The sequence below is a fragment of the Oceanidesulfovibrio marinus genome, assembly GCF_013085545.1.
Lineage (GTDB): Bacteria > Desulfobacterota > Desulfovibrionia > Desulfovibrionales > Desulfovibrionaceae > Oceanidesulfovibrio > Oceanidesulfovibrio marinus.
The window spans coordinates 1234554-1256547 of sequence record NZ_CP039543.1; the positions used below are offsets into that span (position 1 = coordinate 1234554).

Annotated in this window: 18 protein-coding genes; 7 read left to right on the plus strand and 11 right to left on the minus strand. The window is 61.4% G+C overall.

Annotation, left to right across the window (positions count from 1 at the left end):
* Nucleotides 1-8: 8 nt before the first annotated feature.
* The gene (locus tag E8L03_RS05510; protein ID WP_144305850.1) at nucleotides 9-470 is read right to left on the minus strand and encodes a hypothetical protein; all 462 of its coding nucleotides are present in this window, start codon (nucleotides 468-470) and stop codon (nucleotides 9-11) included.
* 434 nt (nucleotides 471-904) lie between these two features.
* On the opposite strand from E8L03_RS05510, the gene E8L03_RS05515 reads away from it, so the two are divergent.
* From E8L03_RS05515 to E8L03_RS05525, 3 genes are all read left to right on the plus strand, one after another.
* Nucleotides 905-2920: a flagellar assembly protein A gene (locus E8L03_RS05515; RefSeq protein ID WP_171266784.1), complete on the plus strand. Its 2016-nt coding sequence runs from the start codon at nucleotides 905-907 to the stop codon at nucleotides 2918-2920.
* A 139-nt stretch (nucleotides 2921-3059) separates the two neighbouring features.
* Nucleotides 3060-3842 (plus strand): glycosyltransferase family 2 protein, encoded by a 783-nt coding sequence (locus E8L03_RS05520; protein ID WP_171266785.1) that lies wholly within the window; start codon nucleotides 3060-3062, stop codon nucleotides 3840-3842.
* Nucleotides 3843-3851: 9 nt separating this feature from the next.
* Nucleotides 3852-5024: an SGNH/GDSL hydrolase family protein gene (locus E8L03_RS05525; RefSeq protein ID WP_171266786.1), complete on the plus strand. Its 1173-nt coding sequence runs from the start codon at nucleotides 3852-3854 to the stop codon at nucleotides 5022-5024.
* Between the two features lie 163 nt (nucleotides 5025-5187).
* On the opposite strand, the gene E8L03_RS05530 is transcribed toward E8L03_RS05525, so the two are convergent.
* The 7 genes from E8L03_RS05530 to E8L03_RS05560 form a co-directional block, all read right to left on the minus strand.
* Nucleotides 5188-5637 (minus strand): hypothetical protein, encoded by a 450-nt coding sequence (locus E8L03_RS05530; protein WP_144305846.1) that lies wholly within the window; start codon nucleotides 5635-5637, stop codon nucleotides 5188-5190.
* Nucleotides 5634-7505 (minus strand): hypothetical protein, encoded by a 1872-nt coding sequence (locus tag E8L03_RS05535; protein WP_171266787.1) that lies wholly within the window; start codon nucleotides 7503-7505, stop codon nucleotides 5634-5636. The genes E8L03_RS05530 and E8L03_RS05535 overlap by 4 nt, the downstream gene beginning before the upstream one ends.
* A gap of 96 nt (nucleotides 7506-7601) precedes the next feature.
* Entirely contained in the window at nucleotides 7602-8615 is a 1014-nt protein-coding gene (locus tag E8L03_RS05540; protein WP_167512505.1) for an efflux RND transporter periplasmic adaptor subunit, read from the minus strand.
* Between the two features lie 10 nt (nucleotides 8616-8625).
* Entirely contained in the window at nucleotides 8626-10029 is a 1404-nt protein-coding gene (locus tag E8L03_RS05545) for a TolC family protein (RefSeq protein ID WP_171266788.1), read from the minus strand.
* Nucleotides 9995-10672, minus strand: a complete 678-nt coding sequence (locus E8L03_RS05550) for an ABC transporter ATP-binding protein (protein WP_144305899.1) — start codon at nucleotides 10670-10672, stop codon at nucleotides 9995-9997. Before E8L03_RS05550 ends, E8L03_RS05545 begins: the two co-directional genes overlap by 35 nt.
* A 33-nt stretch (nucleotides 10673-10705) precedes the next feature.
* A complete protein-coding gene (locus E8L03_RS05555; RefSeq protein WP_144305842.1) occupies nucleotides 10706-11896 on the minus strand; it encodes an ABC transporter permease in 1191 nt (396 codons plus the stop codon).
* A 139-nt stretch (nucleotides 11897-12035) separates the two neighbouring features.
* Nucleotides 12036-13307 carry an aminotransferase class I/II-fold pyridoxal phosphate-dependent enzyme gene (locus E8L03_RS05560; protein WP_144305841.1) on the minus strand — a complete coding sequence of 424 codons (1272 nt, stop codon included), beginning with the start codon at nucleotides 13305-13307 and terminating at the stop codon, nucleotides 12036-12038.
* A 572-nt stretch (nucleotides 13308-13879) separates the two neighbouring features.
* Between E8L03_RS05560 and E8L03_RS05565 the strand changes: the two genes are divergently transcribed.
* Nucleotides 13880-15313 carry an oligosaccharide flippase family protein gene (locus tag E8L03_RS05565; RefSeq protein WP_144305840.1) on the plus strand — a complete coding sequence of 478 codons (1434 nt, stop codon included), beginning with the start codon at nucleotides 13880-13882 and terminating at the stop codon, nucleotides 15311-15313.
* A gap of 251 nt (nucleotides 15314-15564) precedes the next feature.
* On the opposite strand, the gene E8L03_RS05570 is transcribed toward E8L03_RS05565, so the two are convergent.
* Genes E8L03_RS05570 through E8L03_RS05580 form a run of 3 tightly spaced genes read right to left on the minus strand, consistent with a single transcriptional unit; the run spans nucleotide 15565 to nucleotide 19008 of the window.
* On the minus strand, nucleotides 15565-16614 hold the full coding sequence (locus E8L03_RS05570; protein WP_171266789.1) for a glycosyltransferase family protein: 1050 nt from the start codon (nucleotides 16612-16614) through the stop codon (nucleotides 15565-15567).
* Nucleotides 16602-17783: a glycosyltransferase family 4 protein gene (locus E8L03_RS05575; protein WP_171266790.1), complete on the minus strand. Its 1182-nt coding sequence runs from the start codon at nucleotides 17781-17783 to the stop codon at nucleotides 16602-16604. Before E8L03_RS05575 ends, E8L03_RS05570 begins: the two co-directional genes overlap by 13 nt.
* A gap of 13 nt (nucleotides 17784-17796) precedes the next feature.
* A complete protein-coding gene (locus E8L03_RS05580; protein ID WP_171266791.1) occupies nucleotides 17797-19008 on the minus strand; it encodes a radical SAM/SPASM domain-containing protein in 1212 nt (403 codons plus the stop codon).
* Between the two features lie 348 nt (nucleotides 19009-19356).
* Here E8L03_RS05580 and E8L03_RS05585 point away from each other — a divergent pair, with 348 nt between their 5' ends.
* From E8L03_RS05585 to E8L03_RS05595, 3 genes are read left to right on the plus strand one after another with little or no spacing between them, the layout of a single operon-like run.
* Entirely contained in the window at nucleotides 19357-20586 is a 1230-nt protein-coding gene (locus E8L03_RS05585; protein WP_171266792.1) for a zinc-dependent alcohol dehydrogenase, read from the plus strand.
* Between the two features lie 41 nt (nucleotides 20587-20627).
* On the plus strand, nucleotides 20628-21563 hold the full coding sequence (locus tag E8L03_RS05590) for a polysaccharide deacetylase family protein (RefSeq protein ID WP_171266793.1): 936 nt from the start codon (nucleotides 20628-20630) through the stop codon (nucleotides 21561-21563).
* A 26-nt stretch (nucleotides 21564-21589) separates the two neighbouring features.
* Entirely contained in the window at nucleotides 21590-21889 is a 300-nt protein-coding gene (locus E8L03_RS05595) for a hypothetical protein (RefSeq protein WP_144305834.1), read from the plus strand.
* The last annotated feature ends 105 nt before the right edge of the window (nucleotides 21890-21994 follow it).

Here is a 21994-nt window from a genome sequence, read left to right on the forward strand (position 1 = left end):
TATCCACGCTACTCTGCAGTAGTGGGCCGGAGCTTGCTCAAGACATCGCGCAGTTGCTGGAGCGTCTGGGCGTCTGCATTATCGCCGAGCTTGTCGGCAAGCGCCCCGGCGCGGCTGGCCAGATCGTCCACCATGTCTTGCAGCATCATCTCGCGTACGTCTCCGGGCAGCGAAGCCAGCTTGTCCAGCTGGGCCTGCATGTCGTCCACCCGCCCTTCCAGGGCCTGGTTCGCGTCATTGCTGGCAGTCACAGCGCTCTGCACCTGGGCGGCCATGTCCTTCTGGCTGGAGGACAGCGTATAGTACACACCGCCCATGCCCAGGATGGCGATAAACGACACGATGAGCGCGAGCCATCCGATGTCGCGACGTGCCTTGATGCTGCCCGCCGACTCCGCCCTGGGGATGACACCTCCGGCGCTGCCGGGCTCCTTTTTCAACGGGACCACTTTCTCTTTCGCGGAATCCATGGCGTACCCTCTGTAAACGCTGCGTAAAAAGATATTGGAATGTATGGCAATGCAACAGCATTCCACAGTAGACCGTTGTGCAAGATACTCAAATCTCAAATTATTCTCAAGTATTTCTTGAAATCACGGCAAACTGCGGCCAATTCCCCATCGTTATTTATCCATTTGATCTTTATCCTTTTTTTGTATACAATAAATTCATGGGAGAAATATATGACCATCACACCATGCGCCGAAGCAGTGTGCGAAGCTGCGCACTTTCGCCCTGCCGAGGGCCTGTCCGTTACCAGGTCTCTCAACGTCCTCACGGGTCAGACTCGATGCATGGATACCGCTCGGCCCGGCGTAACCGGGTAGATTCACAGGACGCATGCTTGAAACAAACAGCTACAACGTCCCGTGTGACGGGCGCATGACTTCCGGAGGTCCTCGCTGTGGGACGCACCATTATCCATATTGATTCAGACAACGAACAAGCTGCGCGTAAAATTGCCGCCGAACGATTCAGGCTCTCGCCGGACTCAATCCACATCGAACCTGCCGGGCAAGACGTGTTCGCCGCCTCGGTGAAGCTTCCCGGCCCGTTGACCGTGCGCATGGACAAGGACCTGCTCGAAGCGCGGGTGGACGCATCCCCCCCGGAGCCGGGCATGCGCGCCCCTTCTCGCGCCGAGATCATGAACATACTCGCTGCCGCGGGCATCAAGATCCCGCCTAAGCAGGTTTCGCTGGAAACTCTCATGCAGCGCCTTGCCCAGGGCGAGGCCGTGCAGAACCTGCTCATCGCCGAGGGCAGGCCGCCTCAGCGCTCCCGTGACGGCAACATAACGCCGCAGGGGGACTGGAGCTTCCCTGTGGTGCCGGGCGACGACATCGGCGTGATCGTGCCCGCAGAGGATGCGCAGCCCGGCATGCTCGTAACCGGCACAGCCATGCCTCCCCAGGGCCCGGCCATGGGCGAGCCTCTGGAGTTCACGGAAAAGCCCTTCTGCCGTATCGACAAGAACTCCTACACCGTGCGCAGCGAAACTTACGGCATGGTGCAGTTCGTCAAGAACTTGCTGAGCATCAAGCCGGCCTTCACCGTGCAGGAGAACGGCCTGGCCCTGGTGGCGGACATCTTCGCCCAGGACAACGAGGGCCGGCCGTTCACGGCCGCGCGCTACCGGGACATATTCGCCATGCTCGACTTCGTGGAGGGCTTTGACGAGCACGCCGTGGACCAGGCCATCGCCAGCGCCAAGGAAACCGGCGCGGCCCAGCGCATGAGCACCGTATGCCGCGGCCGCAAACCCGTGCATGGCATCGACGGCTGGTTCGAGATGCTCTACCAGGACGAGCGCAGCGCCGTGGGCTCCCAGTCCAAGGACGGCTCCATCGACTTCCGGGAGCGCGGCGTGGTCCGCTCCGTCAAACAGAACGAGCTCATCGGCATACTGCATCCGCCCGTGCCCGGCACGCCCGGCCGGGATATCTTCGGCCGCATCGTCCCGGCCTCGGACGGCCGCCCCTTCGACCTTGTCTGCGAGGAAAACGTGGCCGTGCTGGAGGACGGCAAGACCTATTACGCCACGCTGGAGGGCATGGTCTTTCTGCACGGCAACCAGCTCAACGTAACCGACGTGTACAAGACCAAGGGCGACGTGAACCTGACCACGGGCAACCTCTCCCTCGAAAAAGGCTCCCTCTACGTCTCAGGCTCCATCCTCACCGGGTTCAATGTCTACTCCCCGGCCAACGTCTATGTGGAGGAGGTGGTGGAGAGCGCCAACGTCAAGGCGGAAGGCTCCGTGGAGGTCAAAGGCGGCATCATCATGGACGGCGGAGGCCAGGTGCGTGCAGGACAGAACATCTCGGCCCTGTTCATGAAGAACGCCAACGTCGTTGCGGACGGCAACGTGATCGTGAAGCACGAGATCTCCACCTCCGAGGCGCGCGCAGACGGCAAGGTCATCGCCATGGCCGGGCGCGGCAAGGTGTTTGGATCGCAAATCCATTGCGGCGAAGGAATGGAGGTGCAGGAGTTGGGCAACGAAGCCGGCGTGGAGACCATTGTCCATCTGGGCCGGCAGCTGCAGCTCGACCCGGCCCTGATTGCACGGAAAAAGGAGCTTACTTCCCTGCTGGACAAGATTTACGACAAGCTCGGCTCTGATTCGCCCAAGGCCATTATGCAGCGGACCAGACCTGATCTGCGCGAGTCCGTCAAAAAAATTCTGCAGACGCGCATTCAGGCAGCGAAGGAGCTTGCGGAAATCACCAACGCCATCCGCGAGGAACGCGCCAGGCAGCGCCGGGACACCCAGGCGCAGATCAAGGTCCACAAGCTCGCCTACCCGGGCGTGATTATCCACGGCTACGGCTCGCGGCTCGACATCACCGAAGCGACGGCCGCCTGCCGCATCTACTTCGACCAGTCCGAAAACATGCTCGTCATCGGCACCTTATGATTTTTCCTGGCAGAACCCCGCCGGTTTGACCTCCTGCGTTGAATGCAGTATGAGCGCCTGTCTGCTTCAGTCATCGAATCGAATCGATTCAACTTGATTCAACAACGCAACCACACCTCCATTAAGAGAGCGTTCCACTATGTTCAACGATAAGAAAGTTGTCGTGGTCATGCCGGCCTACAACGCCGAACTGACCATCGAAAAGACCCACGCCGAATGTATGGCGCAAGGCGTTGTCGACCAGGTCATCGTGGTCGACGACTGCAGCAAGGACGCCACCGTCTCCGTTGCCAACAACCTCAAGGACACGCTGGTCCACAAGCACGAAACCAACAAGGGCTACGGCGGCAACCAGAAATCCTGCTACCGCCTGGCGCTGGAGCATGACGCGGACATCGTGATCATGGTCCACCCGGACTACCAGTACACGCCCAAGCTCATCCCGGCCATGACCACGCTCATCGGCAACGATCTCTACGATTGCGTGCTCGCCTCCCGCATCCTGGGCGGCTACGCCCTGCGCGGCGGCATGCCCATGTACAAGTACGTGGCCAACCGCGCCCTGACCTTCATGGAGAACGTGCTCGTGGGCGCCAAGCTCTCCGAGTACCACACGGGCTACCGCGCCTTCTCCCGCCACCTGCTGGAGACCCTGGACCTCTCCCCCACGTCCAACGACTTCGTCTTCGACAACCAGATGCTGGCGCAGGTTATCTACGCCGGTTTCGAGGTCGCCGAGGTGAGCTGCCCCACCCGCTACGAGCCCGACTCCTCGTCCATCAACTTCAAGCGCAGCTGCATCTACGGTCTCGGCTGCCTGCGCACCGGCCTGGACTTCCGGCTCTGCAAGCTCGGCTTCAAGGAGCACCCGCTCTTCCCGCCGGATCTCAAGAAGAGGAAGAATCCCAGCTGCAAGGCGTAAGAGAACGTAATGCTCACCCTGCTGCGCGCTCTGTGGACTCTGATCCGATGGGTCTTACTCACCGTTCTGCTGGTTGAGCTCTGCTCCTTCGCCGTCATCACCGTTTCCAACCTCGTGATCTACGGCAATCTGCGCGAAGGGAGCCGCGTCTACTACGATCCCTATACCCTCTTCCTCAACCTGGAGGGTCCGAAAAAGACTGTTCCGCAGCCGGAGTCGCCGAAGTCCATCATCTGGTGCTTTGGCGGCTCCACCATGCGCGGGCAGACGGACAACCCTGCAGCAACCATCCCCAGCTTTCTCGCCAGAAAGCTGAGCGCCGACGGACATGACGGCGTGCTCGTCCGCAACTGGGGCGAGGACTCCTTCAACAGCCTGCTGGAAGCCAACTACCTGCAGAAGCTCTCCATCGAGCAGAATGAAACGCCCGACCTGATCGTATTCTACGACGGCGCCAACGAAAGCGTGTACTTCTCGCAGTACCGCACGCCATACGCACACCACGGCTACCGCCGTCTCAGGGCGCTCATAGAGAGCTATCACCGGAGCGCGTTCGGGCTGCTCAAGCCGATCAACGCCGCGGTCCAGGCTTCGTTCACCAAGGAGCTTGTAGACAAGTTCAAGCAGGTGGCAGTGCCCGTCGACAAGGACGACCCTGCTTTCATCATGTTCGCGAATCTGGTGGAGCAGCGCTACGCCCGTCTTGCACAGGAAGCGCAGTATCGCGGCGCCCAGTTCGCCGTGGTCTGGCAACCAGCCATGTGGGCGGAACATGGAGATGTCGCACCGGCGGTCAAGGCGCTGGAGCAGGACCATTTCATCAATACCGAGCGGTTCGGCACAATGCGGTCCAACTTCCAGACCGTATACAACACGCTGCGCTCCCGGCTGGGCAAACACGACTTCTTTGTCGATTTCTCCAACGCCCTTGTCGACAGAACCGAGGCGGCGTACCAGCCCGATGGCGTGCATCTGACGGATGCAGGCCGGGAGATGGTCGCAACGAAGCTCGCACCGGTGGCGCTGGAGTACATGTCGCGCTCAACGCGCTACAGAAAGCGCCTGCAGGCGACCGCGAATCCTGCGGGGCAACAGGCACCCTTGCAGTCTCCCGGATCGGATCGGCCAGACGCTCCTGCCCCTACCGCTCCTCCGGCGGAGACGGCCCCGGCTGCGCAGTAAGCCACCTGGCTGCCGCCCTCCTCTACTCTTCATGGCCGCGGGCAACGCCCGCACCTCTTCCAAACGGCCCAAGCGGGATTTCAGATCGGCCATTGCCGGATGCGCACGCCGGGAACCTTCCTCAGCAAAAGGAAACGGCGCCTTGCGGCGCCGTGTGGTGGCCTTACTTGGCGGCTGCCTCGCGCCGTCTGGTGGCGCACAGCGGCAGCTCCTGTCCGCCGGACAGGAGCACCACCCCGTCGATGCGGTTGCCGTTGTCGCTGATGGTACCCTTGAAGGAGTGGCCGCTGCCGTGAATGCCGGTGATGGTGTTGCCGTGAATCAGCCCGGCGATATGATAGGTGGTTTTACTGCCCAAGGGGCTGATGCTGTAGACCACGCCGAAGATGCGGTTGGCGAGCCCTTCGTGCACGGCCTCCGTGCCCTGCTCCAGATGCGCCTCCAGCCTGACGGCCAGGAACTGGCCCTCCCAGACTCCGGTCACGTTCCAGGGCGTGGGCGGGGCCTGCGTGTTCTTGGCTGCCTGCAAGGGTGTGCCTGTCGCGCCAAGGATGACGCACAGTGCCAGTATGGCTATGGCCAGAAATCGAAAAGAAAGAGATGGGCGTTTCATTTCGTCTCCTTTGAACGCCCGGCGCGTTGCGCCGCCGAACGGATGTCGATGAGTCTTTGATGCGGTCCTATCCGCTCTCCGGGAAAACGCTCCTCGTCGAGAAGCGCAAACTGCCCATGCGCCTGTTGCACCACATCGACTATGTATTCGTCAAATGGGGCGAAGAACGGCACGCCGCCGCGGTAGGTGTCGGAGCGGTGCGGTGGTTTGGGCGCCGTCTTGGGCGCGCCTAGCGATTCCGCTACGCTGGCGATGGGTTCCGCAGCCCAGGAGGCCCACCCCGGTAGACCGAGCGCTTGGGACAGGGGCATGTACTCCTTGGCCGGATGCAGGAACTCCGGGCTGTAGTTGCGGTCGTCCACGACCAGGTAGTCGATGCCCTCTTCCTGGCACATGCGAATGATGGCCTCGGCGTCGTCCGAGTAGTAGGCGCCGAAAATCTTGTACAGCCGGGGCTCTACCTTGTCCCACAACCCCACGCACCACGGCTGGGACGTCTCGAACGTGGCGTAGACCCGGCGGCGGCCAAAGGTCAGCACATCATCCATAAGCGCGGGATGGCCGGCAATCACGGCATCCTTGTCCGTGCGGCGCACGGCCTCGTACAGCGGCGCGTACTCCTCGTAATGGTAGAGCCCTTCCCCCTGCAAGCGCGCGCCTGCGAGCATTGCCAGGGCGAGGACCAGGACTGCGCCCGCCACGCGCCAGTTGCGTCCTGTGGCTAACCGGGCCGTGGCTGCTCCCAGGGGGATGCCCAGTGCGAGGCACCAGAGTATATGCACGCTGTACTCGATGTACCGCTCCGGCAAGAACAGCTTGAGCAGCACAAGGCTCGACACCCAGTACAGCAGCAGCGAGGCGGCAATGATGGCCGCAATGGACGCCGAGTTGCGCGCCGCCGTGCGCCACGGCGCCTTACGCACAGTCATGAGCAGTAGTATGCCAAAGCAGACAGCGGCCACACCGCCCAGAGCCGGCCCCCAGACCTGGAAAGGCATGAGCTTTTCCAGCGGGCTGAGCAGCGCCAGCTTGAAAAGCGAAGGCGTGGGGAAGATGTCCAGCCGACCTGCGTCCGTAAAAATGACGCGGCCGACCATGTTCGCCTTGCTTATCAGCGGGCCGAACCCTGCCGCAGTGAGAGCGAGATTGAACGCCAGGGTGACGGCCCCGCCCACGGCAAAGGCCGCAGCGATGGTGATGGTGCTCGCGCCGGCCGGCAGCGCCTTCTGCTTGCCATGGGTCATGTCCCACAGCCAGGCCAGGCCGAACGCCCCGGCGCACAGGGCGAAGATGTATGGAATGAACAGCGCCTCCAGCACGAGGCAGAGCAGCGCCAGCCGGCCGCGATCCGCCGTCCACGCCCAGAGCAGGCAGACCAGCAACGGGCCTGCAAATGCGCGGGCCAGGCCGCCGGAAATGTTGTGCAGAAAGTATGGGTGGAGCCAGAACACGGCCAGCGCGGCGAACCCAATGTAGCGGCCCAGACTGCCGCCGCCGACGATGCGTCGGGCCAGGCCGAAAACCGCCCCGCCCATGAGCGTGTACAACGCGCCGGCCACGAACTTGGAGACGATGAGAGGATCGCCCCCGAAGAGTGCAAACAAGCGGTACAACCCGCGCACGCCCCACGAGACGTACTGCGCCGAAAACTGGGTCAGGATATCGCGGGGGGAGTAGAGCTGCGGATCGATCCAGGAGCGCATCCAGAAAAGCTGCTGGCGCACGTCGTCGTTGACGACAAAGGGATCGAACAAAAATCGCCCGTGGGCGATGAGAAAGATGAACGCCGTAATCGCAAACGCCGCCGGGAGGTCCCGGCGGCATGTGTCAAATGTCGTTGTCTGTTCTGCCTTAGGAGTTCCGAGCATGTATGGCCATGGAATCCCGGCTCGCACCGTCTGCGGAAAGTGCCGGCAGCCCGGGCCGTCATGCGGCGGCGGACTGCAATGGCCGCTGGACGGCGGCTACTTCTTGATGACGACCTCGACCTTGAACCCTTCGCGCAGCAGCAGGTCGGGGTTCGGCGCGGTCAGCTCCACTTCATAGTAGGAGGGCTGGTCCAGGCCGGGCGAAATGGGGGTGAGGGCGATGTAGCTGACCTCGGCCGGGAACTTGCGGTCCGGATAGCTGCCGAGAGTGAAGAAGCACTTCTCGCCGGGCACGATGCGGCTGGCTTCGAGCTCGAAAAGATGTGCGCGTATGACCATGGGATCGAGCACGCCCACGATGGCCACATTCACATTCTTGGGAACTTCCTGGCCAACATAGAGGTCAGGGTTCAGGCGGAGCACGTGCCCGTCAAACGGCGCAATCGCAGACACGACCTTGGGCACGTGATCGAAGTCGACCTCGTCGCTGAGAACATCCTTCAGGTTCTCCACCCGGTCCTCAATGGCGGACCTGGTGTTGTCGTACGTACGCGCAATGGATTCACGCTTGCGCTGGAGCAGATCGAGTTTGGTGCGCTGCTGCTTGACCGTAGCTGGAGCGGCAAAGTCGTTGTCCGCAAGCACCTGAATCTCATTCATATCCTGCCGCGCCTGCTGGATTTGCGCATCGATTTCGGCAAGCTGGGTCTTGATGTCGAGAAGCGGCTCGGTGGAGACGCTATCCAAAAACTGCTTATACGCTACATCCAGCAGTTCGACGGTCACCAAAGGCTGATCCTCCTTCACCGGGTCACCGACCTTGACCAGGATGTCCTTGATCTTGCCGGCGCCGGTGGTGGCGACATCCTGCTTGCGCGAGCTGTAAACCTTGCCCTGGAAAATGATGTCGTCAGGATTGAGCCCATCCTTATCCGTGGGGGTCAGCTGCTGTTGCGTATCCGTGGTCATGGCAGTGCCGTTATCCGTCAGCTGCGTCATGGCCGAGTGCTCCGAGGCGTTCTGCTCCGTTGCATTGCCGGTGGAAGCAGTCTGGTTCTGAGCGAACGCAGGAACGCACAGCACGGCAACCACCACAGCGGCGGCAACCATTACCCTGAGATTAATGAGAATATTGTGCAGCATCGACATAGGATGTATAGAGATGTCCGGTGAACTTCCGGAATTCGAACAGCTTGAGGTCATATTCAAACTCCTTGGAAAGAAGAACCGTGCGCGCGCTGAGGCTATCTTGAAGCGCACCGATGTACTCGGGGAACGGCAATGATCCCGATTTGAATTGGATTTCCGCCTTCTGCTTTTTCAGCGCGTCTATCTCCGCTTCGTTGTGAGCGAGCTTCAAGTTTGTGGCCAGCTTGAGGGCGTCGTTGCGCATATCAAGGAAATCAGACCGAAACTCCAGCGTCTTGGTGCGGTATTCCGCGCGGACTTTCCGGATGCCCCTCTTTTCGCGGACAACGTTGCGGTAGCGCTCTCCCCAGTCCCAGAGTGGAACGACGAACCCGATGGTCGCCATGTAGACGTCATTGTTCGAGCGCGATGAGTACTCCCTGTTTATTCCGAAGGAGTACTGGGGAAAATACTTGGCATATGCAAGCGTGAGCTTGTCTTTCTGCAACAAGACATCGATGCGCCTTTGCTTGAGCTCGATGGAGTTCTCAATGGCGTACTCCAGCGAGACATTACGAAAGTCGAAGTCTCGAAGCAGCTGTTTTCTGGCATCCTTGAGATCGAGGGTCACCGCCTGCTCGGGCATGAGCCCCAGAAAACCTTTGAGCCTGTCCAGCGCCACCAGTCTGTCGGAGTCGGCCTGGTCGCGTTTCTGCTGCGCTTCCTTGAGCGCCTTGTCCGCAATAAGCACGTCCAGGGCGAGGCCCCAGCCCTCGTTGTAGCGTTTGGTTGCGAAGGCCTTGTTCTGGTTGGCCAGCTCCACGCCCTTGACGTAGTTTTGCTTGAGCTTGTCCAGAAAATTCAGTGTCATGTAGACCTTGCCGATGCTTCCGAAAACATCGTCGATCACTGACAGATGCTCAAGCACGGCATAGTCGGTCAGGAGCTGCTTGGACTCGATGGAAAAATATGCGCGGATAGGATCGTAACTGCCAAAAGAAAAATTGAACGAGAACGGCTTACTGGTACGATCGTCCGGGTTGTTCAAACGGATGTTGGACGTCAGGTAGAAGTCCGGCAGCAGATCGGCGCGCGTATCCCAGACATCGAGCCGCTTGACCTTGATCTCCACGGCACTGGAGACGAGCTGCGGCGATTGCTGCAGGGTAAGGCGCAACGCATCGTCGAATTTCAGGGGCTCTGTAGGAACGATGGGCGCCACGTCCTCCTCGTTTTCGTCGGCAGCCAGACCGGGCGAAGCGAGGACGCACAACAACACCAGTACGAGTGGAACCAACCGTACGAGTATGTACGCGAGGTTTCGAAGCAAGCGGGGAATAAGCGTCACGAGGATGTCCTGATCAGCCTTCAATGAGATTGCCATCGCGCAGGACACATTGCCTCGTGCACTGCTCGGCGACGTCGGGATCGTGAGTTACAACCACCATTGCCGTCTGGCTATCCTTCACGAATTCGCGGAAATAGCTCATTACCAGATCGCTATGTTTGAGGTCAAGCTGACCTGTCGGTTCATCGGCGAAGATAATCTGCGGCCTGTTGACCAGCGATCTGGCGATGGATACGCGCTGCTGCTCACCACCGGAGAGCCTGTTGGCTGGATGGTGGATGCGGTGCGTCAAGTTCACGCGTTCCAGGGCCTCTTCGATCATCTCTTTACGTTTGCGGCGGGGAACGCCGCCGTACATCAACGGGAACTCCAGGTTCTCATACACGGTAGTGTGTTCGAACAGGTTACAGCTCTGGAAAACAAAGCCGGCAAACTTGCGCCTGAACTGCGCCTGCTGGCTTCTGGTCAGCCGGGCCACCTCTTCGCCCAGGGCCATGTAGCTGCCGGAGCTTGCCGAGAGCAGAAGGCCGAGGATGAAAAGAAAGGTGGACTTGCCCATGCCGGAAGGTCCCATGATGGAGACCATCTCTCCAGGAAAGACGTCGAGATCCACGCCCTTGAGTATCTCAATGCTCTCGGAGCCTGTCTCGTAGCTCTTTCGTAGATCGCGGACCTTGATCAGCGGTTCCATGGTGATGCGTTCCGTATCGTTTCCCAAACGAGGCTATTCGTATCGGATGGCGGCGACTACGTCCATACGCGCAGCGGACAGTGAAGGATAGAAGCCCGCGCCGATGCCGATAAAGAGAGCAAAGGCGATGCTGGCTGCGCCATAGACGTAGAACTGGTCGAGCGGCGGCGAGGAGTGCAGAATATGCGCGGCCGCCAGAACGCCGGCGTACCCCAGCCCCACGCCGAGTATGCCGGCGGTCAGACTGAGGCAGGTCGATTCGGAAAGGAACTGGATCATGATGTCCCAATCCTCGGCGCCCATTGCCTTTTTCAGGCCGATTTCACGCGTTCTGGACTTCACCGCGGTCATCATGCCGTTCCAGATACCGAAGCCGCCCAGACCCAGGGTGGCCACGATGGAGAAGTAGACGAACATCTCCACCCACCAGACGATGCGCTTGATATGCTTGAGCGGCTCCCAGGCCACCTCCACCGTGAGGGTATTGGCATTCTGGTGCTGCTTGATGACCTGGGGCAGGGCCGCCGCCACCAGGGGCACGTCGTCCCAGGTGTTGCAGCGGATGTAGAGCCGCCGCGGCAACAGGTTGAACATACGTGCGCGCAGGGTGTTCAGCGGTACATAGGCCCATTTGGCGCGGTCGATCTGGTTGCCGGGGTCCAGCGTGCCGACGATATGGTAGAGGGCCGAGTTGATCATGACCCGCTCACCCACCACATCGGTACGGCCGAAAATCTTTTCCGCGGCCAGCTCGCCCAGCACGACGACGCGGTGGCGCTTCTCCTGGGCCTCTGCCCCGAAGAGCTCGCCCTGTGTGGCTTTTATGCCCATCACCGTCCAAAAGTTCTCATCCACGCCGAACATGGGGATGTTCACTTCGCGGTCGTCCTGGGTGGTCTGCCCGGCCGCCAGGGTCAGCAGGGTCGTACCGTTCACGCCGGGAATCTGGTCTACGGCATCCACTGTAACGTCATGGAACCACTCGGGACGGGCCATCTGGGACTCGCTGGTGGAGCCCTGCTCGAAGAATGCCTTGATGATGGTCGCGCCGCCCAGGAGGTCCAGGTCCTTGTTCAGGTTGGACTTGACCTCCTCGCCCATGGTCAGAATGACGATGAAGCCGGCCGTGCCAAGGGCAATAGACAGCAGAACGCCCAGGTAGCGCTTGTGCTGTCTTATGACTTGGCGGAAGCTTACGCGTAAGAGGTCGCTGGTTTGCAGCATGTCTGGCGACAAATCCGTATAGAACGGCTCGTATTCATTCGTTACCGGTAACAGTAATTACCGTACGGGAAGACCGCCCGGGGGCGCCTTCCTCAAGAAAAGCATGCCATCGCAGGAGAGTTCGTTGTCGGCGCGGCCGCTATGGAGCGGTCGGGGGGGTGTCGCCGGGCTGTTCCGGCGACGTCATGGCGCCCTCGGAGTCGACATCCTGCTTGCAGATACCGTACTTGTGCGCGACATCGGACAGGGCATCGAGCACCTTCTCAATATGCTTGTCCTCGTGCGTGCTCATGAAAGCAGTACGGATAAGTGCATGGTTCCAGGGAACCGCCGGGTACACGGCCGGCAGCGCAAAAACGCCGCGCGCGAACAGCTCCCGCGAAATCTTCATCGCCTTGAGTTCGGACCCGACATGAATAGGGATGATAGGCGAATCATTGTCGTCCACGCACAGGCCGATCTCCTTGAGTCCCTTGCGGACCTTGCGGTTGACCTCCCACAGGCGTTCCACACGCTCGGGCTCCTTCTCCAGAATGTCGATACACTGGATCACAGCGGCTGCGCTTGCCGCGGGCAGCGCGGCGGAGAAAATAAGGGTCTTGGAATCGTTCCTCAGGAAGGCGAGCACGTCCTCGTTGTCGGAGGCAATGAAGCCGCCAATGGAGGCCATGGCCTTGCTGAAGGTGCCCATGATGAAGTCGACCTTGTCGGTTACGCCGAAATGGTTGGCCGTGCCGCGGCCGTGGCTGCCCATGACGCCCAGCCCGTGCGCGTCGTCCAGATAGACGATGAGCTCGGGGAAGTCCTCCTTGAGCTTGACCAGCTGGTCGAGCACGGCGACGTCGCCGGACATGCTGAACACGCCTTCTGTAATAAGGAAGGCAGAGGCCTCCGGGTACTTCTCCATGGCGCTTGCCAGACGGCGGTGCGCTTCGGCAGCGTCGTTATGGGCGAAGTAGGTGATGCGGGCGCGCGAGGCCTTGCACCCTTCCATGATCGAGGCGTGATTTTCCTTGTCGAAGAGAATCAGGTCGTCAGGCTGCATCAGGCTCTTGATGGAGCCCAGATTGGTAAGGAAGCCCGTGGTGTGGACCACGGCCTTCTTCTTGCCCACGAACGCGGCGAGCCGCTCTTCCAACTCGTCATGGAGCGTCATGTTTCCGGAAAGGAAGCGGGAGCCGCCAGGGCCTGTGCCCCAACGGTCGATGGCGTCCTTGGCTCGCTCCACAACGCGCGGATCATGCGTCAGACCGAGGTAGTCGTTGGAGCCTGCCATGACAAGCTCTTTACCATCCACCTCCACCACAGGTCCCATGGAACGGGAGACTGGCTGGAAGTAGGCGTACAGTCCGGTCTGTTGTACGCCCTCGACCTGCTTCATGTATGGCGCTATGCGTTCTGCTATTTTCATGCTGGCAATTGTGTCCTGATGTGGGAGTTCTATCTCGCGGCGCCGGGGCCACGCGCGGGGTTCGGGGCCTCTCGCAGCGGCAGGTTCCTTGCGGAGCGTCGTTTACCGTAACGTCAAAAGATTCCGCTCTGCTATGGAATGTCGTTTACGCGGAGCGGTGCGTCTGTCCGATGCGGGAACTGCAGCTCCCGGAAAAACAACACGGCGCTTGCGCGTACTGGTTGACGATGCCTGCCCGTTACGTCGCGAACGAATGTGGGTTTCTACACGGCCCCACTTCGCCTTGTCAACAACGCGCACGCCTCTTCCAAACCATTTGCGATTCCATGTAATTCATTGCTCTTACCCTGTTCCAACGCTCCACGCAAGGAAACTTGAACCCAGCGAAATCTCGAATTTTATCCATTTTTGCAGCATGCCAGCCTCATATTCTTCGCCAACTATTTCAGACAGTGCTTGCGCTCCACGGCCCTCTGTCTGTAAGAACACCCTCGACGACCACTTGCCCCCGGCGCAAAGGTAGTATACTGCGCCTTTTTCCATTGCAGGGCACATCCAACGTCAGGCTTTTCATGACAGATACGCAATCTTCTGCAGGCGCATCCCACCGGATATTCCGGAAGTTCGCCTATCTCTTCAGCGCGCACGGGATACGTCAGGCTCTCGAGACCGTATTCCTCATATATCTGGCGCGGCACTCCTCGGAGACCTACGGCCAGTTCATGCTTGCCATCTCCGTGGGACAGATCATGCTTTTTGTGGCCGAGTTCGGCCTCAACCAGCACCTTGCCACCCTGCTCGCCCGCAAGAAGCATTACCCTTCTGTCATCCTCATGCAGGTGACGCTGGTGAAAAGCATCCTGCTTGGCCTCTCATGGCTGGGCATGCTCATCTTCATCTTCTGGCAGGGCTACACACCGGAGATGAAGATGCTGGTGATCATCATCTCCACGGGCATCGGCCTGGAAGCGCTGGCCAGCTCCTTCTACGTGGCCTGCCAGGTGCTCGACCGCCAGGATGTGGAAGGCCGCTGGCGCTCCATAGCCGCCTTTGCCGGATACGGCTTCGGCATCGCCACCCTGGTCGGCGGCATGAACTCCGTTGTCGTTGCTTTTTATATGATGATCGAGACCACCATCGCCATCTCGGGCGCGGGCATGTCCATCCTGCGGCGCGCCAGGGCGCGCATCAAACCGGAGCAGATCAAGCTCATCTGGAAGACGTGGCGCGGCGGGCTGGTCTACACCCTCATGGCCATCGCCGCCATCTTCTACAACAAGCTCAATCTCTTCTTTCTCCAGAAATACGGCGGCGCCGTGGGCGTGGCCCAGTACAGCGTTACCTGGCAGCTTGTGGACGGCCTCTCCGTCATGGTCTCGGGCATGCTGCTGCGGCGGGTGCTCTTCCCGCTGTTCGTCAAGCTCTGGGTCTCCAACCGCCAGGAATTCTTCGACCTGGCGCGCAACACCTCGCGCTGGCTCATCGCCACAGCCCTGCCGGTCATGTTCATCCTGGCCGTGGAGAGCGACCGCATGATCCCCCTCATCTTCGGGGACGGCTACTCCGACGCGATCTGGATGCAGCGCTACCTGGTGGGCTGCATCTTCTTCGCCTTCATCCACAACCTGGCGCACTACCTGATGATCAGCATCCAGCGCGAACGGCTCCTGCTGATTTTCTACCTGCTGGGTCTGGCCTTCAATCTCGTCTGCTGCATCGTGCTCATTCCCAAGTACCCGCTCCTGGGCACGGCCCTCTCCATCGTCATGACCAAGGGCTTCGTGGCGCTGATGACCGTCACCTTCTGCCAGTTCCGTCTGCGCATGATCCCCCTGGCAGGAGTATTCCACATCGTCCTGGCCGTGGCGGCCGGCGCCCTGCTCTATGTGGTCGGAATCAAGTACCTGTTCCGCGAGGCCGGCGAGCTGCTCGCCCTGGCGCCCATGCTTTTCCTGGCCTGGCAGTGGCGGCGTTCCCTCACGCAGAGAACGCAGAGCATCATCTAAAAGCCGTTGCGACAATGCCCCGCCCACCCCGTGGCGGTGTAGGCATGTAGGGTTAGCGCCAGGAAGCCCGGCGGCATAGACGGTTTCGACCGTTCCACCGGTGCATTGCAGCGATAGTTTGAGGGAAGACTGCGCCAGCCGCCCTGTTCGACCTGTACGGATACTTAAAAGGACGAGCGCGTCACGCACCCTTGAACAAAACGTGCAGAGTGCTGTTCTGTGAGCCGCCTGAACGGCGGAGGTGGGAAAGCCTAGGGAATCAGCGACTCGATGCGGTCGGCAATGGCGTCGTTGCCAAAGAACTGATGGGTCGCGATGTTGGCGCGCATGACGTCCTGACGGGCCTCGAACTCCGGAATCCTGGCCGCCGCGTCCTCCATCCGCACGCTGTACATACCGATGCCCATGCGCTCCAGATACACGGCGTTTATGAACTGCTCGTAGAAGAAGCCGGTGGGGATGGCGTACACGGGCTTGCCCAGATAGAGCGATTCGCTGATGAGGTTGTGCCCGCCGTTGGAGATGACGTAGGCCGCGGTGCGCAGATCTTCCAGAAAGCCTGAGCGCGAGGTCTTGCGAAACACCACGTTGCCGCGCGAGGGCTGCTCCTCGAACCCGTACACGAACACCTTGCGCTGCACGGCATCCAGCACCGGAGTGAGCCTCTCCAGGGAGCCGCCCCGGACATAGACCAACACGTGATCGCCCAGCTCCGGAGCGTCCAACGCACGCACCGGCTTGTTCAGGATGGGCGGGTAAACCTCCGTGATTTCGGAGTCGAGTGCTTCCGGCCTGTAGAACGACGAGACAATGAAACGCTCCGCCGCGCTGTACAGGAAGCGGATAACGGAGTCGGAGCTGATGCGGTTCAGCCGCTGCTCCTTGGGCACTATGCACTGTGTGTGGGTCAGCACGTGCTGATGGTCCAGGCTGATGGCCGGGATACCAATCTTCTTTGCAGCGCGCGGCGTAAAGTACTCATAGTCCGTGATCGCGATGTCCGCCTTGAACTCCTCCATGATCTTCATCAGCCGGGCAACGTGTTCGCCTCGACGCAGAAGGATGGACATGGCGTTGCTCAGGGTGGCCCAACCGGCCACACGTCCGTCGCGCAGCACGGTTTCCAGCATGGGGAACTGCTCGTAGCGGAAACCCATGTCCGCGAAATCGCGCACAGTGCCGCCGCCCACAAAGCAGAGCTCGTGGTCCGGATTGCGCTCCAGCAGAGTCTGCATCACGGCCAGGGAACGGTTCACATGGCCGCGGGCGTCGCCCATGACGCCGTAGATTATCCGAGCCATGTGGACTCCCCGGGCGGTCCTTCGGCCAGCGCATTCTGGTAGACCAGCGATTCCACAAGAGTCGAGAACCGCTCCACCATCGCGCGCCAGGAAAATGCGTATTCGGCGCGTTTCCGGCCGCGCCGACCCATGGCGCGGCGCAGCTCGACCTCGGTCAGCAGCCGGCCAATGGCGTCGCCAAGAGCTTCCGGGTTGCGCGCCGGAACGAGCAGCCCTGTCTCGCCCTCGGCCACCATCTCGGGCAGTCCGCCCACCTGCGTCGCCACTACAGGCAGCCCGCAGGCCATGGCTTCCAGCACTACGTTGGGCATGGCCTCGCGTATGGACGGCAGCACCAGCATGCTGGCGCGGGCGTAAATGTCACGCAGATCGAGCTGCCCCGGTACGAAGCGGACGCGGTCCTGCGAAGCGCCTGCCGCATCCAGCAGCTTCCCGACGCGTTTGCGCAGATTGGCCTCCAGCGGACCGTCGCCCACCAGCCACAGCTGGGCATCCGGATGGTCCGCCGCAATGCGCGCGTACCCTGTCAGCAGGCTCGCGTGGTCCTTGTCTTCCACGAGACGCGCCACGCACAGCACCACCGGGCCGTCCTCGGCCTCCACGCGCTCCCGCTCTCCTTCCGGCGGCGGCGAAAAATAGCTCACATCCACGCCGTTGTGGATCACGCTGATATGCGCTTCCGGCACGCCGCACTCGGCAATGAGCCGCCGTTTGAGCTGCACGGTGTTCGTCATGTGGTGGTCCGCAAACCGCCAGAGCCATTTCTCGTGCTGGCGCTTGGGCGCGCCGCCACCGCGGCAGCTTCCCAGGATGAGCGGCGCTCCGACCAACCGACCCAGCAGCCGGCCCCAGATATTGGGCACGGCCGTCAGGGTGGTGAGGCAATGGGGCGGCCTTTGCCGCAATGTGGAGTAGAGACGATGCAGACTGCCGGGCGAGACGTACGAGGCGTCGCCCAGACGCACGACCGGAATGCCGTACTCACGGGCGATCGGGGCAAGATCCTCGCCCTTCTTGAGCACCCACAGCTCAGGGGCGAAACGCTCCCGGTCCAGACGGTGAGCGAGCTCAACGGTCTGGCGCTGGGTCCCGCCGAAATCGAGATCCTGGAGCAACAGGGCAAGGGAGAGCGGTCCGCCCTCCGGTGTCCCTCTCCGACGAACTACCATATGGTATGAGCCTTTAGTACCCCATAAGTCCGCAGCAGCGGCTGCACACGGGCATCAGGCCGTCCTGGGAGATGGACTTGCGGAACTGCTTGAAGCGGTCCGAGTTCCAGATCTCCGTGATGGTCTGATCCTTGACGTTGCCGACCACGTAGTCGTGGTAATCGCGGCACGGCGAGATGTCGCCGTTGGAGTCGATCTCGATAACCTGGAAGATAGAGATGCACTCGTCATAGCCGAAGCGCTCGGAGTGATCCGTGTAGTACTTCTCCAGATCCTCCTCGCCATCCAGATTGGGGATGAAAATGACAGGCGGGTTCTTGTAGCCCTTGGAGCGTGCGCGCAGCTCTTGGAACTGCTCGTTGAGCGCCTTGTAGTCCTGCGGCGTCCAACCGCCGATCCAGCCGCGGTGGAGCTGGGGCTCGAAGCCGAAGCGGCGCTCGAAGTCCTTGGTGTGCGCGTCGGCGCGCTCCTCGCTGATCCACCACGCCGGGTAGAATACGCAGAGGTCCACCTTGTCCTTGAACGCCTCGTAGATGTCCACGAGGTTGTTCGCGTTGTCGCGGGACACCGTGGTCAGGGAGGCGATGAGCGGCAGCTTCTTGTTGGCGCGGGCGCGAGCTTCCTGCAGGGCGTCGATGCCCTCGTTGATGGACTTGAAGCTGTTGATGCCCTGCGCACGACGGATGGAGTTGTGCAGCTCCTCGTTGTGGCCGTCGATGGAGATCTGGCAAAGATACATGGAGGAGTCGATGATGCGGTCGGCATACTGCGCCAGCTTGGTGCCATTGGTCACGATGGACGAGGGCATCTTCAGCTCCTTGGCCGTCTCCAGGAGATCCAGCCAGCCGTTGTACATGGTGGGCTCGCCGCCCCAGAGGTACAGGATGGGCCGGTGGCCGTGGGCCGCCAGATCGCGCAGCAGCTCCTGGTAGCGCTCCACAGGGACCTCGCACTTCTTGAGCTCCTTGAGGTTCTTCCCATGCAGGAAGCCGTGCTCGCCCCACTGGCCGCACATGATGCAGCGCAGGTTGCACAGATCGGTGATGCGGATGCTGACTTGGCGGATCTTGTTGGCGTCGCCTTCTCCGCCCTTGGGGCCGATCTGATTGAAGAAGGTCTTTTCGAGCTGGAGACCGGCGAGGGAGGAGTAGATCCAGGGGTATTTGTACAGACGGGATGCGAGTCGGAGAATCGAACCGCAACCGATAGTGCTGCGTTTTGACATGGGTCTATCTATATCCTTCGGAGATTGGAGGCGCCCTGCCGTTCAGCATCGGAGCGAGCCGGCAAGGTGGAGGGAACATCGGGGGCGCGCCCCGGCTTCCTCACTGTTGTATCGAAACGGACGGCGCCGGGTGACAAACAAACATACGAACGGACGGCCGTCCGGTGTACGACATCCAGACGGCGAAAGGTCATGTAACGCGCCCCGGGCCTCGCGTCAATTGATGTAATAATTCTTCTGCGCAACTCGCCGCAGCGCTCCGGTGCCCGCTGTTGGTACTTGTCTTGCGCGGCGCACATGCGTTACCGTAACAGATTAAAGACACCGGAATTCTCCCGGAATACCGCCATGCATGCACTTATCTACCGAAAATCCGTCCCTCGCTACCTGGCCTCGGCAGGAGCTGCGCGCCTGATGCGGCGCCGCTTTGTGCCCGCCCTGGCGCCCGTGGCTCTCATGGACATTCCCTTTGATCGCGAATCCCTTGCCGGGCGCGGCATTGGTCCGGAGTGGCTCATCCTTAAAGTGCGCATGTGCGGCATTTGCGGTTCCGACCTCAACCTGTTGCGCGGGGCCGAGTCCTATCTGATGGAGCCGTACGGCTCCTTCCCCATCGGCATGGGCCACGAGATCGTGGCCGAGGTGGCCGACGCCCCGGCCGGCTCCGGCTTTTCCGAGGGCGACCGCGTTGTGGTGGAGCCCACGCTCCACTGCGCCGTGCGCGGACTTCCGCCCTGCCGCTACTGCGCCCGGGGCGACTGGAACCTGTGCGAAAATTTCACCCACGAGGGGCTGGCGGCCGGGCCCGGCATCGGCTTCAACTCCGCCACCGGCGGTGGCATGGCCGAGCTGGTGGCCGCCCACCCGCTGCAATGTTTACGCGTGCCGGACTCCATGCCCGACGAGTTGGCCGTGCTGGCCGATCCTTTGGCCTCCGCCCTGCAGCCTGTGCTGGAGAACCGCCCGTCCGATGAGGATACTGTGGTGGTCTACGGCATGGGCGTGATCGGGCAGTTCCTGGTGCGCGCCTTGCGCGCCGTGGGCTCTTCCGCACGGGTCATCGCCGTGGCACGGCATCGCTTCCAGGCCGAGCTGGCCACGGCAGGCGGCGCGGATGAGGTGCTCATGAGCCCCTCGCGCAAGGACCTGGGCGCGGCCGTGAACGCCCGGTATCTGCCCACCACACTGGGCGGCGGCAATCTTGAAGGCGGAGCCGATGTGTTCTATGACTGCGTGGGCAGCCCGCGTTCTCTGGAAGAGGGACTCGTAAGCCTGCGTGGTCGCGGCAAATATGTGATGGTCGGTACGGCCGACAGCGCCGGCGGCGCGGATATCTCCAGCCTCTGGTTCCGCGCGCTGACCATGACCGGCACCGTGTACTACGGCCATGGAGAGTATGGCGGCGAACGCCGCCGCACCTACGATCTGGCCCTCGAATTTCTGGGCGACCCCGCGTTTGCTTCGCGTGGCCTGCTCACCCATACCTACCCCTTGCACGAATGGCGCAAGGCCTTTCAGTCCGTCTTCGACAAACGCGGATCGAACAGCATGAAGGTCGCTTTCGACATGCGCGGCTGACCCATGAACGGCCAAGCCGAGATTAATATAAGGATATCTACGTGAAACTCGTCATCAGCATAGACGTTGAAGAAGAAGGCTTGTTTTCCGGCAAGTACTCCCGAACTCCCCCCGGGGTGCGCAACGTATCGCACCTCGACGCGCTCAACTTCGTCTACGACGAGTTCGGATTCCCTCTCACCCTGCTTACCAGCTACCAGGTGGCCCAGGACGACGCGGCCAGCAACATGCTCATGCGCCTGCGCGATGAACGCGGCGCCGAGATAGGCGCGCACCTGCATCCCTGGAACACACCACCCATCGAGGATCTCGGGCCCGAGCCCGTTCGCAGCGACGACATGCCCATGGAACTGCTGCGCGGCAAGATGGCGACCCTGTTCGAGGCGTTGGAGCAACGCTTCGGCAAGCCTGCCACCTCCTTCCGCATGGGCCGCTGGGACTTCGGCAAGCAGATCGAAACCCTGCTGCCCGAGTTCGGCGTGCTGGTGGACGCCAGCCACGCCCCCCTGCGCTACGTGCGCCGCGGGCCGGACCGCTTCCTGACCCCGTCCTACGACCCGTATCTGCTGCCCGCCGTGGGCGATCTTCCCCGCGTGACCGAGGCGCCGCTGACCATGCTGCCGGTCTTCGCACCTTCGGCGCGATTCACCCACGCCCTGGCCAAGCTCATGCCCACGGGCATCAAGGAATCCATCCTGGCCAACTACAGCGCCATCGCCGCGGCCGGCATCCAGCCCGTCTGGTACCCCTCGCCCTCCATGCGCTGGGCCGCCAGGTTGCACCGCATGCGCGGGGGCAACGTGCTCATCATGTTCCTCCACTCCTCGGAGCTCATGCCCGGCCACAGCCCTAACTTCACCAACCAGGAGGCCGTGGAACGGCTCATCGAGAAGATCCGCCACTTCCTGAGCTGGTTGACCCAGTCCGGCCCCATCCAGGGCGTCACCCTGAGCGAGCTGTACAAGCGCGCCGACTAACCCAGAACACCCCACCGAGGCATATCATGGCTGAAAATATCGACGATATTACAATTGATTACGAGGAAGACGGCATCCTTGTCGTCAAGGAGCTGGACAAGGAAATTCTGACCCGCGGCGGCTGGACCACCATCCTCTTCCGCTATCAGGAATGGGATCGCAAAAAGGAAGACTACGGCCCGGAGAAGTACGCCATCCGCCGCTACCGCAAGATGCACGGCGAGTTCCGCCAGCAGTCCAAGTTCGTCATTTCCAACCAGGACCAGGCGCGCAAGATCATCGACGCCCTGACCACGTGGCTGGACCAGGCCGGGCAGGAGGAGTAGCCCGCCCGGCGTTCCGCTGCCGCATCAACGCCCGGCAGAAGCCTGAATCAATACATCCCGTGGCCGCTCTGGAGCATCCCCTCCGTGCGGCCCTGCCAGCCTGTG

Excerpts from the sequence above, each read along its gene's own strand:
- E8L03_RS05510 (WP_144305850.1), bottom strand. The coding sequence starts at position 470 with ATGGATTCCGCGAAAGAGAAAGTGGTCCCGTTGAAAAAGGAGCCCGGC.
- E8L03_RS05520 (WP_171266785.1), top strand. The coding sequence starts at position 3,060 with ATGTTCAACGATAAGAAAGTTGTCGTGGTCATGCCGGCCTACAACGCC.
- E8L03_RS05525 (WP_171266786.1), top strand. The coding sequence starts at position 3,852 with ATGCTCACCCTGCTGCGCGCTCTGTGGACTCTGATCCGATGGGTCTTA.
- E8L03_RS05530 (WP_144305846.1), bottom strand. The coding sequence starts at position 5,637 with ATGAAACGCCCATCTCTTTCTTTTCGATTTCTGGCCATAGCCATACTG.
- E8L03_RS05535 (WP_171266787.1), bottom strand. The coding sequence starts at position 7,505 with ATGCTCGGAACTCCTAAGGCAGAACAGACAACGACATTTGACACATGC.
- E8L03_RS05540 (WP_167512505.1), bottom strand. The coding sequence starts at position 8,615 with ATGGTTGCCGCCGCTGTGGTGGTTGCCGTGCTGTGCGTTCCTGCGTTC.
- E8L03_RS05550 (WP_144305899.1), bottom strand. The coding sequence starts at position 10,672 with ATGGAACCGCTGATCAAGGTCCGCGATCTACGAAAGAGCTACGAGACA.
- E8L03_RS05555 (WP_144305842.1), bottom strand. The coding sequence starts at position 11,896 with ATGCTGCAAACCAGCGACCTCTTACGCGTAAGCTTCCGCCAAGTCATA.
- E8L03_RS05560 (WP_144305841.1), bottom strand. The coding sequence starts at position 13,307 with ATGAAAATAGCAGAACGCATAGCGCCATACATGAAGCAGGTCGAGGGC.
- E8L03_RS05565 (WP_144305840.1), top strand. The coding sequence starts at position 13,880 with ATGACAGATACGCAATCTTCTGCAGGCGCATCCCACCGGATATTCCGG.
- E8L03_RS05570 (WP_171266789.1), bottom strand. The coding sequence starts at position 16,614 with ATGGCTCGGATAATCTACGGCGTCATGGGCGACGCCCGCGGCCATGTG.
- E8L03_RS05575 (WP_171266790.1), bottom strand. The coding sequence starts at position 17,783 with ATGGTAGTTCGTCGGAGAGGGACACCGGAGGGCGGACCGCTCTCCCTT.
- E8L03_RS05580 (WP_171266791.1), bottom strand. The coding sequence starts at position 19,008 with ATGTCAAAACGCAGCACTATCGGTTGCGGTTCGATTCTCCGACTCGCA.
- E8L03_RS05585 (WP_171266792.1), top strand. The coding sequence starts at position 19,357 with ATGCATGCACTTATCTACCGAAAATCCGTCCCTCGCTACCTGGCCTCG.
- E8L03_RS05595 (WP_144305834.1), top strand. The coding sequence starts at position 21,590 with ATGGCTGAAAATATCGACGATATTACAATTGATTACGAGGAAGACGGC.